At 68.0% G+C, this 14,823-nt stretch carries 11 protein-coding genes; 5 read left to right on the forward strand and 6 right to left on the reverse strand.

Annotation, left to right across the window (positions count from 1 at the left end):
* Positions 1-68 precede the first annotated feature (68 nt).
* The 5 genes from HDC94_RS05910 to HDC94_RS05930 form a co-directional block, all read right to left on the reverse strand.
* Positions 69-953, reverse strand: coding sequence for a sulfurtransferase (locus HDC94_RS05910; protein WP_179495778.1), 885 nt, complete (start codon positions 951-953; stop codon positions 69-71).
* Positions 954-1,022: 69 nt separating this feature from the next.
* Positions 1,023-1,613, reverse strand: coding sequence for a CoA-binding protein (locus tag HDC94_RS05915; protein ID WP_179495780.1), 591 nt, complete (start codon positions 1,611-1,613; stop codon positions 1,023-1,025).
* A gap of 3 nt (positions 1,614-1,616) precedes the next feature.
* Positions 1,617-2,906 (reverse strand): O-acetylhomoserine aminocarboxypropyltransferase/cysteine synthase family protein, encoded by a 1,290-nt coding sequence (locus HDC94_RS05920; RefSeq protein ID WP_179495782.1) that lies wholly within the window; start codon positions 2,904-2,906, stop codon positions 1,617-1,619.
* Positions 2,907-2,960: 54 nt separating this feature from the next.
* Positions 2,961-7,067 (reverse strand): Ig-like domain-containing protein, encoded by a 4,107-nt coding sequence (locus tag HDC94_RS05925; RefSeq protein WP_179495785.1) that lies wholly within the window; start codon positions 7,065-7,067, stop codon positions 2,961-2,963.
* Between the two features lie 77 nt (positions 7,068-7,144).
* A complete protein-coding gene (locus HDC94_RS05930; RefSeq protein WP_179495794.1) occupies positions 7,145-8,770 on the reverse strand; it encodes a dolichyl-phosphate-mannose--protein mannosyltransferase in 1,626 nt (541 codons plus the stop codon).
* 38 nt (positions 8,771-8,808) lie between these two features.
* Here HDC94_RS05930 and rsmI point away from each other — a divergent pair, with 38 nt between their 5' ends.
* Positions 8,809-9,618, forward strand: coding sequence for a 16S rRNA (cytidine(1402)-2'-O)-methyltransferase (gene rsmI, locus HDC94_RS05935; RefSeq protein ID WP_179495796.1), 810 nt, complete (start codon positions 8,809-8,811; stop codon positions 9,616-9,618).
* Positions 9,619-9,631: 13 nt separating this feature from the next.
* On the opposite strand, the gene HDC94_RS05940 is transcribed toward rsmI, so the two are convergent.
* On the reverse strand, positions 9,632-10,306 hold the full coding sequence (locus HDC94_RS05940; RefSeq protein ID WP_179495798.1) for a GAP family protein: 675 nt from the start codon (positions 10,304-10,306) through the stop codon (positions 9,632-9,634).
* Positions 10,307-10,396: 90 nt separating this feature from the next.
* Between HDC94_RS05940 and metG the strand changes: the two genes are divergently transcribed.
* Genes metG through HDC94_RS05960 form a run of 4 tightly spaced genes read left to right on the forward strand, consistent with a single transcriptional unit; the run spans position 10,397 to position 14,762 of the window.
* Positions 10,397-11,947 carry a methionine--tRNA ligase gene (metG, locus tag HDC94_RS05945; protein WP_179495800.1) on the forward strand — a complete coding sequence of 517 codons (1,551 nt, stop codon included), beginning with the start codon at positions 10,397-10,399 and terminating at the stop codon, positions 11,945-11,947.
* Positions 11,948-12,940, forward strand: coding sequence for a TatD family hydrolase (locus HDC94_RS05950; RefSeq protein ID WP_179495802.1), 993 nt, complete (start codon positions 11,948-11,950; stop codon positions 12,938-12,940).
* Positions 12,937-13,767 carry a 16S rRNA (adenine(1518)-N(6)/adenine(1519)-N(6))-dimethyltransferase RsmA gene (gene rsmA / locus HDC94_RS05955; RefSeq protein WP_179495804.1) on the forward strand — a complete coding sequence of 277 codons (831 nt, stop codon included), beginning with the start codon at positions 12,937-12,939 and terminating at the stop codon, positions 13,765-13,767. The genes HDC94_RS05950 and rsmA overlap by 4 nt, the downstream gene beginning before the upstream one ends.
* A gap of 59 nt (positions 13,768-13,826) precedes the next feature.
* Positions 13,827-14,762, forward strand: coding sequence for a 4-(cytidine 5'-diphospho)-2-C-methyl-D-erythritol kinase (locus tag HDC94_RS05960; protein WP_179495806.1), 936 nt, complete (start codon positions 13,827-13,829; stop codon positions 14,760-14,762).
* The last annotated feature ends 61 nt before the right edge of the window (positions 14,763-14,823 follow it).

Genomic DNA, 14,823 nt, shown 5'->3' on the forward strand with positions numbered 1-14,823 from the left:
CCCCCGGAAGTCACTGGGAAAACCGACCTTTCTGTCCCCCCAGTACGGGGGAGGACAGACTGCGCGTTCTAGTGACTCGTCGACGCCGACGTGATCAGCGGCGCGTAGGCATCCGTCGCCCACTCGTTGAGCGACTCGTCGTAGATCGCGACATTGCTGTGGCCGACGAGCGTGAGGGCAAGGGCGTCGGATGCCGCGGCGATGCCGCCGTTGCAGTACGTGACGACACGATCCTGCTTCAGCGCAGGCTCGAGGAGGCCCCGCAGCGCCGCCTCCGGCAGGAGCGCATTCGACTCCCGATCCACGAGCCGGCTGGCGGGAACACTCACGCTCCCGGGGATGTGACCGCGGCGCTCGCGGGTGCCCACCTCGCCACTGAACTCCTTCGGCGGGATGCCGCAGACCAGGGCACCAGCGCTGTCGCCCGCGACGATCGCCTCCACCTCGGCCTTCGACGCCCAGAGTTCCTCACGCGGGACGGCGACGAACGATGCTGCCGTGGGCTGCACGTGACCGAGGTCGGTCTCGCGCTCCTCGGCGACCCACTTGGTGAGCCCTCCGTCGAGTACCGCGACGCTGTCGTATCCGAATGCCCTGAACAGCCACCAGAGCCGAGCGGCCCACTGGCCGACGACCGCGTCATAGACGACGACGGATGTCTCGTTGTCGATGCCCAGCGCGCCCACGGCCTCGGCGAAACGTCCGGCGTCCGGACGGGTGAACGGGTAGCGCCCCTCGGGATCCGAGAGCTCCTCGATGAGATCCGCGAACACCGCGCCCGGCAGGTGTCCGTTCAGCAGGTAGCTCTCATGGCCGCTCAGGTACCCAGGGCGTCCGTTCGGCTGCACGAACCCCAGGACGGTGGCATCGACCACGGCGAGCTTCTCCGCACCGAGGTGATCGGCGAGCCACTGCGTCGAGACGACGGGGAATTCGATGAGGGGACCGGACATGCACTACACGCTAGGCGTGCCGTGCATCCGTTTCGAGCACGCCGGTCACACGGCGTAACCGGGCGCGAGTCAGCGAACGGTCTTGCGCGCGGTGATCACTCCGGTGTCGAAGCCGAGCAGGTGCAGGCCGCCGTGGAAGCGCGCGTGCTCGACCTTGAGGCAGCGATCCATGACGACGGTCAGGCCTTTGCTCTCGCCGTAGAGCGCGGCGTCCTGGTTCCAGATGCCCAGCTGCACCCAGACGGTCTTGGCACCCACCGCGATGGCGTCGTCCATGACAGAGGGGATGTCGCTCGCCTTGCGGAACACGTCGACGATGTCGGGCACGACCGGGAGCGACTGGAGGTCGGGGTACGCCTTCTGGCCGAGGATCTCGTCGGCGTTCGGGTTGACGAAGTACACGTCGTAGTCGCTCGACTGCAGCAGGTAGGTGCCCACGAAGTAGCTCGAACGCGCTGGGTTGGGGGAGGCGCCGACGATCGCGATCGTCTTGGCCTTGCGCAGGATGCCGAGGCGCTCCTTCGCGGTCGGGCCCACCCAGGTGCGCTGCGACTTGAGGAGCTTGGCCAGCGGCGAACTGGCGGGGATGTCGCAGGTCAGGCCATTGGCCAACTGCGTCGTGACAGTCTCGGAGGCCGGTGCCTCGGTCGCAATGCTCATCGGTCAGCCCTTCGTTGCCGCGCTCAGTGCCTGGTCAAGGTCATCAACGATGTCCTCGGGGTCTTCTATTCCCACGCTGATGCGCACGACGCCGGGGAGGACACCCGCATCGACGAGCTGCTGCTCGGTGAGCTGCGCGTGGGTCGTGGATGCCGGGTGGATGACCAGGGTCTTGGCATCACCAATGTTGGCGAGGTGACTCGCGAGGTTGACGTTCTCGATGAACTTCTGGCCGGCTTCGCGGCCGCCCTTGACGCCGAAGCTGAAGACCGAGCCAGGGCCCTTGGGGAGGTACTTGGCGGCACGCTCGTGGTGCGGGTGCGCTGGGAGTCCGGCCCAGTTGACGAACTCGACACGTGGGTCGGCGTCGAGCCACTCTGCGACGATTCGCGCGTTGTCGACATGTGCCTGCATCCGGAAGGGCAGGGTCTCCACGCCCGTGGCGAGGAGGAACGCGGAGTGCGGGGCGAGCACGGGGCCGATGTCGCGGAGCTGCTCGGCGCGCAGGCGCGTGAGGAAGGCGTACTCACCGAAGTTCCCGTGCCAGTTGAGGCCGCCGTAGGACGGGACGGGCTGGTCGAAGAGCGGGAAGCGCTCGTTCGCCCAGTGGAACCGGCCGGACTCGACGACGACGCCACCGAGGGTGGTTCCGGCGCCCCCGAGGAACTTGGTCGCGGAGTGCACGACGACGTCCGCACCCCACTCGATCGGGCGGTTGAGGTAGGGCGTCGCGACGGTGGAGTCGATGATGAGCGGGAGGTCGTGCGCGTGGGCCACCTCGGCGAGCCCCTCGATGTCGGCGATCTCACCGGAGGGGTTGGCAATGGTCTCCGCGAAGATGAACTTCGTCTTGTCGGTGATCGCCTCGGCGTAGTCCGCGGGGTCGGCTGAGCGTACGAACGTGGTCTCGACCCCGAAACGGCGCAGGGTGATGTCGAGCTGCGTGATCGAACCGCCGTAGAGGTTCGCCGACGAGACGACGTGGTCACCGGTGCCGGCGAGCGAGGCGAACGTGATGAACTGCGCTCCGAGGCCACTCGCGGTCGCGACGGCGCCGAGGCCGCCCTCGAGGGATGCCACGCGCTCCTCGAAGCTCGCGACGGTGGGGTTCGACAGCCGCGAGTAGATGTTGCCGTACTTCTGCAGGGCGAATCGCGCTGCAGCGTCCGAGGTGTCGTCGAAGACGAAAGCGCTCGATTGGTAGATCGGGAGCGCACGAGCGCCCGTCACTTCGTCGGGAATGTTGCCTGCGTGGATTGCTCTGGTGCGGAATCCGTACTCGCGATCTGCCATTGGATCAGGCTACCGGGAGTGTCGAAGTGTTACGGCGTGGCTCGTAATGAACCGTTACAGCTCGAGCGCCTCGGCGTCCTCGTTCTCGACAACGGAGGCGTCATCCCCGTCGTCCTCCTTGTCGGTGAGCCGGAAGAACAGGTAGATGGCGATGGCTGCCGCGGCGAAGATGCCGAGCACGAGGAGCCAGTTCCACAGCGGCCCGTCGATCGACCCCCACGAGCTGGGTACGACGACGAGCACGAAGGCCGCGGCGGCCACGACGTAGCTCACGACCCACAGGAGCTTCGAGTACTCGAAGACGCTCGAGCCATTGAGGAGCTTGAAGGGGAGCATCCCGATGAACAGCGCGGTGAGACCCTCGGAGGTGATGGCGACCGTCGTGTCGAACGCGAGCGCCGTGCCGAAGCTGTTCGGGTCGGTTGTCGCCATCAGGAGGCTGTACGCGCCCCACGCGAGCATTGCGAGCACGAAGACCGTGCCAGCCTGCACGAGGGTCGCCTTCGCCCGCTGGGCGGCCGTCGTTGATCCAACCACAGAGAGCCCCAGCACGAGACCGAGGAGGAAGCCCGGCGAGAAGTCGATGAGCCGCGAGACGATCACGCCGATGACCGCGAGCAGGATGCCCATGGGCTTCAGCTCCACGACGGTGTCGAGCCGCCACAGGCGCCGGATGATCGCACCGGCGATGCCACTCGCGAGGTAGCCGACCACCAGGAGGGCGAGTCCGAGCGCGAGGAAGGTGCGCAGCGACGTCACGTCGAAGCCGAACCGAGGGTCGGCAAACCCGAAGACGAAGGCCGTGACGAAGGTGATCAGGATGCCACCGAACACGGGTGTGATCTTCAGCCAGGCCTTGAACCGCCCCCACGCGCTGAGCCGGGGCTTGGGCAGGCTGCGCGTGATGCGACCGTAGTTCTCGGAGATCGTGCTGTTGAGCAGCTCGGCTGGAAGAGCGACGAGCAGCAGGAGTGCGAGTCCCGCGAGCGTGGCGCCTCCGAGAAGAACGGGGTGATCGAAGATCGAGTCGACGGTCTTGAGGGAGGTCGTGAGCGAGCTCGGTGCACCGGGGTCCGAGCGGTCAACTGTGGCGGGGTCGCGGTCGACCGACGTGGCCGCGATGACTCCCGCCGGCACGGTGGCCTGGGCGCGCTGGGGTGACAGCACCGTCACGGCCTTGGTCTGCTGCATCGGCTCGCCGCCCGGTGGGGTGACGATCACGACGATCTCATGGGCTCCGGGTTCGACATCCTCGGGGATGGTGACCGTGAGGTCGAAGCTTCCCGCATCCGATGCCGTGGTGGACCCGAGCAACACGGGCGTCGAGTGCAGTTCGGCGTCGATCTGCGAGAGGCCGGGAACACCCTCACCACTGACCGTTGTCGTCTCGCCGGGGAGGAATGATGTGGCGCCGATCGTGAACGAGAACGTCGTCGGGGTCGGTGCTGGCGTTGGCGTGGGGGTGGGCGTCTCGGTCGGAGTGGGTGTTGGCGTGGGCTCCACGGTGGGTGCTGGTGCCGGCGGGGTGACTGGCGCTGGCGGCACGACGGGGGCCTGGACGGTCGCGATGCGCGGCTCGCTGTAGGCCGAGAAACCCGGGATGAGCGAGTCGTACGTCCATTCGGCGGGCAAGTCGGGGTCGAAGTCGACCGCCTGCTGAACAGCGCGGTAGGACTCGGATCCGACCGGCACCGTCGCAGAACACGTCCAGTTGCCCGCTTCGTCCACGGGGGAGGAACACACCTCGGAACCGGACGCCCGCTGAACGCTCACGACATAGCCGGGCTCGAAGGCGTCGCCCGCGCTCCCCCGGAAGGTCAGGGTTGTTCCCGAGACCAGGGGGCTCAGCAGCGTCGGCGCGCTCGGGATCATGATGTAGTCGTCGATGGAGGAGACGGTCTCGCCGCTCCCGTACTGGGTCACGTAGGCGTTGTAGAGGCCGGGCGCGAGGTCGCCGTAGGGCCCGCACTGCGCGGAGGACGCGGCGAACGTGGCATCCGAGTCCAGGGACGCGAAGAAGCCCTCGCCGCCCTCGCCTCCGCCCTCGCCGGTGCCACACGAGTCGAGGAAGTCGAAGCCGATGCCGCCCTCGCCCTCACCCTCGACCACGCGATACCAGCCGATGTTGAGGTTGCCCTCGAGCGCCGCCGTCGCGCTGAAGGCGACGGACGCGGGTGCCAGGGTGTAGTCGACATCGGGCTTGGGTACCTCGGCGACATAGGTGAGGGAGACGACGTTGCTGGTGTTGCTCGTGGTGCCCTCGATGCCGTCGATGGATGCCACGGCCGAGATCGAGTACGTGCCGGGTTGCACGATCAGGTAGCAGCCCCACTCGGTACCCGTCTCGGAGAAGTCGTCAGGACCGATGACGGCCCCGCATGTCTCAGTCCCGCCGAGGGAGGCCCCCGTCACTCCGATGCGGATCGGGTAGCCGCCTGTGGCGTCGATCGTGCCGGAGACCCAGATCTGGCTGGTGTACACCGTTCCCGGCTCGGGCGTGACGATCTTGGGAGCCGGGGGCGCGGGCGGGACCTCGACCGTGATCTCGGAGAGCGGTTTGTCGGGCAGGGAGGACGTGTTGCCCGCCAGATCGGTCTGGGTGGCCGTGATCGTGTAGTCGCCGGGGGAGAGTTCGCCGAGGGGCTGGCAGGTCCAGTCGCCGTTCTCGTCGACCACCGTCGGGACGGTGCACGTGCGCTCGGAGTTGTTCAGGAACACCGTGAGCGTGGCTCCGGGCTCGCCCGTTCCGCTGATGATGGGGGAAGGACCCTGCACCGGGCCCGTCGTGGTCACTGTGGGGGCGAGGGCCACCGTGTCGACGACGAGGACGTGCTGCACCGACGTGACCGACTCGCCACCCTCTCCCGGAAGGTAGGTGCGCGCAACGTAGCTATAGCTTCCGTCGGCAAGATCCTCCGACGGCGCGCACGTCCACGAATCCCCAGTGACGGCGGCGGTGCACAGCGACCCCTCGAGTTCGTCAGCCTCGATGCTCACCGAGGTGGCCATCGGGTCCGCAGTGCCGGCGAAGGTGGGCCTGGGCTCCCGCGTGGTCACGACAGGATCAGGCCCGGGCGTCTCGACGATCGGCTCGGCGACGAGGGTGACGAAGATCGGTTCCCCGAGGAAGCTCTGGGTACCGGCCTCACTGAACGAGCTGCCCCGCAGTTGGTTCACACCCGGGACAAGGAAGTCCGAGTAGTTGTCGGCGGCGGGATCGCACGTGTACTCGCCGCCGGCGAGATCCGTCGACATCATGCAGTACGGCGTCGCCACCGCCCCGCCGAACTCATCGGGGACGTAGCGCCACACGTAGAACTGGTTGGTGTCGGGAGTAAGCGCGCCCGTGATCGGCAGCTGTGGGTTGGTGGTGTACCAGGGCGAGGCGCTCTGGTACAGGGTCGCGGCATCCGGCATCTCGAGGGTGAGATCCTGGGCCGCGGACGGCTCCGTGGGGGCGCCGTCGGCGTCGACGGCGCTCGCCGCCACCGAGTACGTGATGCCGTAGGCCAGCGGCTCATCGCGGTAGGACTCGAGTGGGTCGGTGGACGTGCACTCCCAGAGGCCATCCGGTGCCACGGTCTCTGCGGTGCACAGGGTCCGGGAGCCGTCTGCTGTCACCGTGACCGTTCCCGGGACCGGTCCGTAACCGCTGAAGGTGGGCGTCGCGTCCTGGGTGGAGGCGCCGGGCTCGGGGGAGACGATCGTGGGAGCGGATGAACTGCCCACCACGTACGACACCGTCGGACTGAACCCGGCGAGCGCCTGCGATGTCTCATCATTCGAGTCGACCGTGCGGGCGCGGAAGCTGTACGTGCCGGGCGCCATCGATACCTCGGCCGCGCACGCCCACGGGAGCTCGGGATTCGCAGCCTCGAAGTAGTCCATCCACACCGAGCAGTAGGGCTGCCAGCTCACCTCGTAGTCGGAGGAAACGTAGACGGTCGTGACCTCGGTCGCGCCGTCCGCGTGCTGCATCGTTCCGCCGAGCGTGGGGGCCGTGGCATCCGTTGTCACCGAGACGAGAGCGTCGTTGATGTACGGCCCGGCTATCGTCGGCGCGGCAGGCACGTATGCCGCCGCCGGAAGGGCGCCAGCGAAAATCGTCGCGCCAATGAGCGCCAGCGCTGCACAGCTTGCGGCGATGCGAGATCGTGCCATGGAAAAGGCCCCGTTGCGGCGAGGTGGAAAAGGGTTTCGGGTTGAGTCAATATACCGTGACCGAACCTCAGCGCGGGTTACCGCCAGGTAACGAGCCACCAGTGCAGGCGCAGGTAGTCGTAGTCGAGTTGCATGCCCGTCCACAGCGGCCAGAAGAAGACGCTCACGGCCAGCGCCAGGGCGAGGAAGGCCGCGACCACCCCGATGCCGCTCGTTCTCCGGTCCCTGTCATCCGTTCGGGAGCCGAGAATCAGTCCAATCACGAACGTGAGTCCGAGGAGGAGGTAGGGCTCGAAGGCGATTGTGTAGAACTGGAAGACCGTGCGGTTCAGGTAGAGCAACCACGGCAGGTACCCGGCGGCGATGCCCATGAGGATGAAGCCAACGCGCCACTCGCGGAACCGCACGAGACGGTACACGAGGTACACGAGGGCCGCGGTTGCCGCCCACCAGATGAGCGGGTTGGCGATGCCCGTGATCGAGGAGCCGCAGGTGTCGAAGGTGCAGCCGTTCTCGCCCTGGGACGCCGCCTGGTACCACATGCTCGTGGGGCGCACGAGGAACAGCCAGGTCAGCGGGTTGGCCTCATACCCGTGCCCCCGGTTCTCCCCGACGTGGTAGTTGTACACCGACGTCTCGAAATGCCACAGACTCTGGATGCTCTGCGGCACCCACGCGAGAGCTCCAGTCCAGGCGTTCCCGTCGCCGGACGCCCAGGTGCGGTCGTACCCGGAGTCGGAGGCGAACCACCCGATCCACGTCGACAGGTAGACCGCAAGCGCGACGGGCACCATAAGCAGGAACGTGACGGGGCCCTGCCGGAACACGGTGCCCGATCCCCACAGCTGGATGCCCGCCCGGCGCCTCGCGAGAGCGTCGACGACGAGTGTGTAGATCGCGAAACCGGCCAGGAAGTACAGCCCGCTCCACTTGACGGCAGCCGTGGCCCCGAAGGCCACACCCGCTGCGATGAGCCAGGGTCGCCACCAGAGCGCAGGCCCCCAGTCGGTCGTGCGGCCAGCGGCCTCGCGCCTTCCGATCCACGCCGCGAGGCGGAGCTCGCTCCATCCCCTGTCCAGGAGCACGAAGAGGAACCCCAGGAGAGCGAAGAACATCACAGAGTTGTCGAGCAGCCCGACTCTGCTCATGACGATCGCGTTGCCCTCGATCGCCATCAGGAACCCGGCGATGGTCGTGAGCACCATGGAACGGAAGAGCAGGTGGGCGACGACCATCAGCAGTACGACCGCGAGGATGCCGATCAGCGCCGTCGAGATGCGCCACCCGACGGGGTTGTCGGGCCCGAGCACGAGCATCCCGACGCTGATGATCCACTTGCCGAGGGGTGGATGCACCACGAACGCCGGATCGGTGAGGTACCCGCTCGTGGTGCCGCTGTTGAAGGCCGCGTCGGCATCGGCCGGCCACTGCGCCTCGTATCCGAGGTTGGCCAGCGTCCAGGCATCCTTCACGTAGAAGGTCTCGTCGAAGACCAGCTCGGGGGGATGCCCGAGGTTCCACAGCCGCGTCACCGCAGCCAGCACGACCACGAGAGCGGGTGCTCCCCATCGCAGGGCGCGCTGCCAGCTCGGCGAGAGGCGCGCCCACCAGTCATCGAGACGCGAGCCGACCGGCCTGCGCTCCGCGGGGGAGGGTGCGGGTTCGGTGTCGAGCAGTTCGTCGAAATCGGCCCGCTCGGTCACGACCCCATGGTACTTGGCGCCGCAGGGGACAATGGAGCGTGATCATCCTCGGCGCGACCCCCATCGGCAACCTGGGGGACGCCACGCCACGCCTCGTCTCCGCCCTCACCACGGCGGAGGTGATCGCAAGCGAGGACACCCGCACGACGGTCCACCTCATGCGTGCGCTGGGCATCGACAACCGCCCCCGCCTCATCGCGCTGCACGAGCACAACGAGAGCGAGCGGGTGGCGGAGCTCGTCGAGCTCGCGAGGGAGACCGACGTACTCGTGCTCAGCGACGCCGGGATGCCCGCCATCAGCGACCCCGGATTCCCGCTGGTTGCAGCTGCCGCGGCCGCCGGGGTGCAGGTGACGGTGCTGCCGGGCCCGAGCGCCGTGCTCGCCGCCCTCGCCGTGAGCGGCCTTCCCACGGATCGTTTCGCCTTCGAGGGGTTCCTCCCGCGCAAGGGACGCCTCGGTCACCTGCGCACCCTCGCTGCCGAGTCCCGCACGCTCGTGTTCTTCGAGTCGCCTAACCGGCTCGGTTCCGCGCTCGCCGATCTTGCCGCGGCCTTCGGCGGTGACCGTCGTGTCGTCGTCTGCCGCGAGCTCACCAAGCTGCACGAGGAGGTCGTGCGCGGAACGGCGGCCGAACTCGCGGAGCGGTTCGCCGACGGCGCGCGGGGCGAGATCTGCATCGTCGTCGAGGGGGCCGCCGCCGTGGCATCCGACCTGCCCACCGCGCTCGCCGAGGTGCAGGCGCTCGTCGCGTCGGGAACGCGCCTCAAGGATGCCGCGACCGAGGTTGCGGAGGCCACGGGCCTGCCCAAGCGCGACCTCTACGAGGCGGCACTCAAAGCGCGCTAGGCGCGAGCCGGGATCACAGTTCCCCGATGGCGCCGCCGGTCACGACGGCCCCGATCACGACGAGCAGCAGCCCCATGACGACCGAACTGTTGGCCGTCAGCCAGGCGCGAAGCCCTTCGAGCGCTGGCCGCACGCGCGTCGGTGCCGCAAGGACGGCGATGGTCGGGATGGCGACGGGCAGGCTCGCGATGATCACCACGCCGACCCCCACGAGAATCTCGTCCCCCACCGAGAGCGGCGCACCGCCGACGGTGACACCCACTGCGACCAGCAGGGCGAGCTCCTTCGGATTGGCCACACTCAGAAGCAGGCTCAGCGAGAAGGCGCGGCCGGGCGACGCTGAGCTGAAGGCCGACATCCACGCCGGGAGCTCCGGCTCGACACCCTTCGGCTTCGGCCGCCACTTCGAGAGTCCGAGAACCACCAGTGCGAGACCCAGCACGAGCCTGACGATCGCGGGGAGTCCCGCCGCGGACGTGAGCGAGTACACGAGATCGGATGCCGCGATCACGACGCCAGCGACGAGCGCGAGCCCCAGCATCCTGCCGGCCACGAACGCCGGCCCGGATACCCGGGCCCTCGGTGACATCACCGTGAGTACGACCGCGATGATGGGCAACGGGCTGAGCGAGATGCCCACGGCCAGCGGCAGCACCTGGCCGAGAGCCTCGAGCAGTGCACTGTTCACGCGCTCACCCTAGACCCGCCTGACCGCGTTGGGATGTCCCCCAGAACGGCCCCGCGTCATAGCGTCGTGGGCATCCGTAGACTTGGGGGTATGGCCTCCGGCTCTTCCTTCTACATCACGACCCCGATCTTCTACGTCAACGACGTGCCCCACATCGGTCACGCGTACACCGAGGTGGCCGCCGACGTGCTCGCCCGGTGGCACCGCCAGCGCGGCGACGACACCTGGCTGCTCACGGGAACCGACGAGCACGGGCAGAAGATCCTCCGCACCGCCGTCGCCAACGACACGACCCCGCAGGCCTGGGCCGACTCCCTCGTCGAGAACGCCTGGAAGCCGCTCCTGGAGACCATCGACATCCGCAACGACGACTTCATCCGCACGACGGAGCCGCGTCACGAGATCGCCGTCGCGAAGTTCCTGCAGAAGCTCTACGACGATGGCCACATCTACTCCGGTGAGTACGAGGGCTACTACTGTGTCGGCTGCGAGGAGTACAAGCAGATCGACGACCTCATGGAGACCCCGGACGGCGACTACGCCGGCCAGCTGGTCTGCAAGATCCACGGTCGCCCGGTTGAGATCCTCAAGGAGAAGAACTACTTCTTCCGCATGAGCGCGTTCGAGAAGCCGTTGCTGGACCTCTACGAGTCCCGCCCCGACTTCGTGCAGCCCGCGAGCGTACGCAACGAGATCGTCCAGTTCGTCAAGCAGGGTCTCGACGACCTCTCCATCTCGCGCTCGAGCTTCGACTGGGGTGTCAAGGTGCCGTGGGACGACACCCACGTCGTCTACGTCTGGTTCGACGCGCTCCTCAACTACATCTCCGCCGTCGGCTATGGGGTGGATGACGCGGAGCTCGAGCGCCGCTGGCCCGCCGTGCACCTCGTCGGCAAGGACATCGCGCGCTTCCACGCCGTCATCTGGCCCGCCATGCTCATGGCTGCAGGCCTCGAGGTGCCGCGTGCCGTCTTCGGTCACGGCTGGCTGCTCGTCGGCGGGGAGAAGATGTCCAAGTCCAAGCTCACCGGTATCGCGCCAGCGCAGATCACCGACACCTTCGGGTCGGACGCCTTCCGTTTCTACTTCCTCTCCGCGATCACGTTCGGCCAGGACGGGTCATTCAGCTGGGAGGACCTGAGCGCGCGCTACCACGCAGAGCTCGCCAACGGATTCGGCAACCTGGCATCCCGCGTGATCGCCATGGTCACCAAGTACTTCGACGGCGAGATCCCGCACGCGCCACTCGACCCCGCGATCGCGAAGCTCGAGAAGGATGTCACGGCCGCCGCCAACGCAGCCATCGACACCTTCTCGATCAACGACGCGATCTCCGAGACGTGGAAGCTCGTGGACGCGCTCAACGGATACATCACCGAGCAGGAGCCCTGGGCTCTCGCCAAGGACCCCGACAAGCACGAGCAGCTCCAGCAGGTGCTCGCGACCACGGTCCACGGCCTCGGAACGCTGGCGATCCTGCTGGCGCCCGTCCTCCCGAAGGCGACCGCGCGACTGTGGCCGGCCATCGGCGGGGAGGGCCCGGTGGATGCCCGCCCCATCGACCGTGCATATGACTGGTCCGGGGCAACCCATGTGACCCCGCTGGAGACGTCACTCTTCCCGCGGATCGAGGAGGACTGAGTGGTAGACGCTTTCGTGCGGCAGCGGTCAGTCGAGGGACGCAAGGATCTCGAGTATCCGCCGCTGCCCGAGGCGCTCACTGTGGGGGTCTACGACAACCACACCCACCTCGAGATCGCCGACGGCGGTCCTGACAACCAGCTCGACTACCGCGTGCACCTCGACAGGGCCTCGAGCGTCGGCATCCGCGGGGTCGTGCAAGTTGGTGGCGACGTCGAGACGTCGCGTTGGTCGGCCGAGGTCGCGGAGCGGGAGCCCCGTGTGCTGGCGGCCGTGGCGCTGCACCCCAACGAGGTGCCAGCGCTCGCGGCATCCGGTGAACTCGACGCAGCGCTCGCCGTGATCGACGAACTCGCCTCGATGCCCCGCGTGCGTGCCATCGGCGAGACCGGGCTCGACTTCTTCCGCACCGGGGAAGACGGGCGTGGTGCGCAGTTCGAGTCGTTCGAGGCCCACATCGAGATCGCCAAGAAGCACGGCCTTGCCCTGCAGATCCACGATCGCGACGCGCACGACGACGTCATCAACACCCTCCTGCGCGTCGGAGCCCCCGAGCACACCGTTTTCCACTGCTTCTCGGGCGATGCCGAGATGGCGCGACTGTGTGCCGACCAGGGCTGGTTCCTGTCGTTCGCCGGAACGGTCACGTTCAAGAACGCGGTGAAGCTGCGCGAGGCACTCGAGGTGATCCCGCGCGACCGTATCCTCGTCGAGACGGATGCGCCGTTCCTCACGCCGCACCCCTACCGCGGGCGCCCCAACTCGCCGTACCTCATCCCCACGATCCTGCGCGCGATGGCTGCCCACCTCGAGACCGACGTGCCGATGCTGGCCGCCCAGATCGCCTCCACGACCGAGCAGGTCTACGGCCTCTGGGACGAGGACCTGCCCGACATCGTCGAGTCGTACGATCGCCCGGAGTCGTACGACCGGCCGGAATCGTACGAGCACAACGAGCTGCCGGGTCGACCGGAATCGTACGACCGCCCGTGAGTTCCGTCGCGCTCGGGCCAGCCGAGATCCGTGACCTCGCAGAGCTGCTCGACCTCCAGCCCACAAAGAAGCTGGGCCAGAACTTCGTGATCGACCCCAACACGGTTCGCCGCATCGTCGCGTCGGCCGGGGTGCAGGCGGGGGAGACTGTGGTCGAGGTGGGGCCGGGACTCGGCTCGCTGACCCTCGCGATACTTGAGGCCGGGGCATCCGTCGTGGCGGTCGAGATCGACAATCGTCTCGCAGCGCAGCTGCCGATCACCGTGAATGAGCGACTGCCGGGTGCCGAGCTCACCGTGATCACGCGCGACGCCCTCGCGGTGACGGAGCTGCCCGGAGAACCGAGCGTGTTCGTCGCGAACCTCCCGTACAACGTGTCCGTTCCGGTGCTGCTGCACTTCCTCGAGCACTTCCCGAGCATCGATCGCGGGCTCGTGATGGTGCAGGCGGAGGTCGGGGAGCGCGTCGCGGCTGGGCCGGGGAGCAAGGTCTACGGGGCTCCCTCGGTGAAGGCCGCGTGGTACGGCGAGTTCTCGACGGCGGGCAAGGTCAGCAGGCAGGTGTTCTGGCCGGTGCCGAACGTCGACTCGATCCTCGTGCGCTTCGAGCGTCGCGATCCGCCGGGAACGGAGGACGAGCGCCGCGCGACATTCGCACTCGTGGATGCCGCGTTCCAGCAGCGCCGCAAGATGCTGCGCCAGGCACTCGCACCCGTGTTGGGCGACTCCGCCGCCGCATCCGCCCGCCTCGAAGCGGCGGGCCTCGCACCGACATCCCGGGGTGAGGAACTGACCGTCGCCGACTTTCTGGCCATCGCGCGAGCGTGAAAGCGATTGCATCGCTCGCACGGGTTCGAGCGCCCCGCACGCTCCACTAGGTTTGATGCATGACCGGCAAGGCCGCCCCGGCGATGATCCACACGAGGGCGCCGGGCAAGATCAATGTCTTCCTCAAAGTGGGTGCCCTCCTCGACGATGGCTACCACGATGTGGCCATCGCGTACCAGGCGGTCTCGCTCTACGAGGACATCCGCGCGTACCCCGCGAGTGACTTCTCCGTGAGTGTCACGGGCACCGTCGAGCTCTCGCGAGTGCCGACGGATGGCTCGAACATCGCGATCCGCGCGGCCCGCCTGCTCGCGGCCAGAACGGGCTACCGCGGGGGAGTGCGCCTCGAGATCGACAAGCACGTTCCCGTCACGGGCGGCATGGGCGGCGGGTCGGCGGATGCCGCGGCCACCCTTCTTGCGTGTGACGCCCTCTGGGGTACCGGAATGCCGCGCGACGAGATGCTCTCGCTCGCCGCGGAACTCGGGGCCGACGTGCCGTTCGCGTTCACGGGCGGCACGGCCATCGGAACCGGTCGCGGCGACCAGCTGAGCCCGGCGCTCGCGCAGGGCCAGTTCCAGTGGGTGCTGGCGGCCGCCGACTTCGGCCTCTCCACCCCTGCCGTGTACCGTGAGCTCGACCTCCACCGCCAGCGTCACTCGCAGGACATCTTCCCGGCGCAGATCGCGCCATCCGTCGACGCGAACGTGCTGCAGGCATTGCGCGCGGGTGACGCGCACATGCTCGCCGAGTGCCTCCACAACGACCTGCAGGCTCCCGCCATCCACCTCGAGCCGTCGCTCGCCGGCGTGCTCGAGCTGGGGGAGCGCAACGGCGCTCTCGCCGGGATCGTCTCCGGCTCTGGCCCGACGGTCGCCTTCCTCACCGCCGACGTCGATTCGGCCCTCGAACTCCAGGTCGCGCTCAGCGCCGCGCGGCAGAACGTGGTGCGGGCTACCGGCCCGGTCCACGGCGCCCGCATCGTCTCCGACTAGCACCCCCCCCCACATCCCGTGAGTTGCCCAGTTCGGCCAGTGTTTTCGCGCGCGCACTGGC

Origin of the sequence: Leifsonia sp. AK011, from assembly GCF_013410945.1 — a bacterium.
Taxonomy (GTDB): domain Bacteria; phylum Actinomycetota; class Actinomycetes; order Actinomycetales; family Microbacteriaceae; genus Rhodoglobus.

Coding starts and splice junctions, on each gene's coding strand:
- HDC94_RS05925 (WP_179495785.1), bottom strand. CDS start 7,067: ATGGCACGATCTCGCATCGCCGCAAGCTGTGCAGCGCTGGCGCTCATT.
- HDC94_RS05960 (WP_179495806.1), top strand. CDS start 13,827: ATGACCGGCAAGGCCGCCCCGGCGATGATCCACACGAGGGCGCCGGGC.
- HDC94_RS05915 (WP_179495780.1), bottom strand. CDS start 1,613: ATGAGCATTGCGACCGAGGCACCGGCCTCCGAGACTGTCACGACGCAG.
- HDC94_RS05910 (WP_179495778.1), bottom strand. CDS start 953: ATGTCCGGTCCCCTCATCGAATTCCCCGTCGTCTCGACGCAGTGGCTC.
- metG (WP_179495800.1), top strand. CDS start 10,397: ATGGCCTCCGGCTCTTCCTTCTACATCACGACCCCGATCTTCTACGTC.
- HDC94_RS05920 (WP_179495782.1), bottom strand. CDS start 2,906: ATGGCAGATCGCGAGTACGGATTCCGCACCAGAGCAATCCACGCAGGC.